General features: G+C 55.4%; 1 protein-coding gene. It reads right to left on the bottom strand.

Annotated elements, in window-relative coordinates; genetic code table 11:
- Positions 1 to 316 (bottom strand): hypothetical protein (locus R2R70_RS19510; RefSeq protein ID WP_410978823.1); only part of this gene is annotated, 316 nt, incomplete at both ends.

Genomic DNA, 316 nt, shown 5'->3' with positions numbered 1-316 from the left:
CTAAGATCTCAGCGCTCGCCGTGGCGGTGCCAAGAGCGGCATTGACTGGGCTCGATAGGCTCATGCCAATGGTTTCTGATATCTCGTATATCGCATCTTGCGTTGGGGTGATGCTAAAGCTTGGCATGTCAGCAAGCAAGGTGCCTGCTGGAATGGACACGGTGACCCCTGCAATCGCATCCGCCACACTAATGGTTTGGGTGCTGCCATCAGCATTGGTCAGCAAGATGCTGTCAATGTCCGCCGCTTCTGCGTCGGTCAAGTTCAGGGTAGCAATCACACTGGTGGCACGGTCACTCAGACCGGCTTGATCGAT

This window comes from Cobetia sp. SIMBA_158 (assembly GCF_046566945.1).
Lineage (GTDB): Bacteria > Pseudomonadota > Gammaproteobacteria > Pseudomonadales > Halomonadaceae > Cobetia > Cobetia amphilecti.
This window is presented reverse-complemented; position numbering and strand designations above follow the sequence as displayed.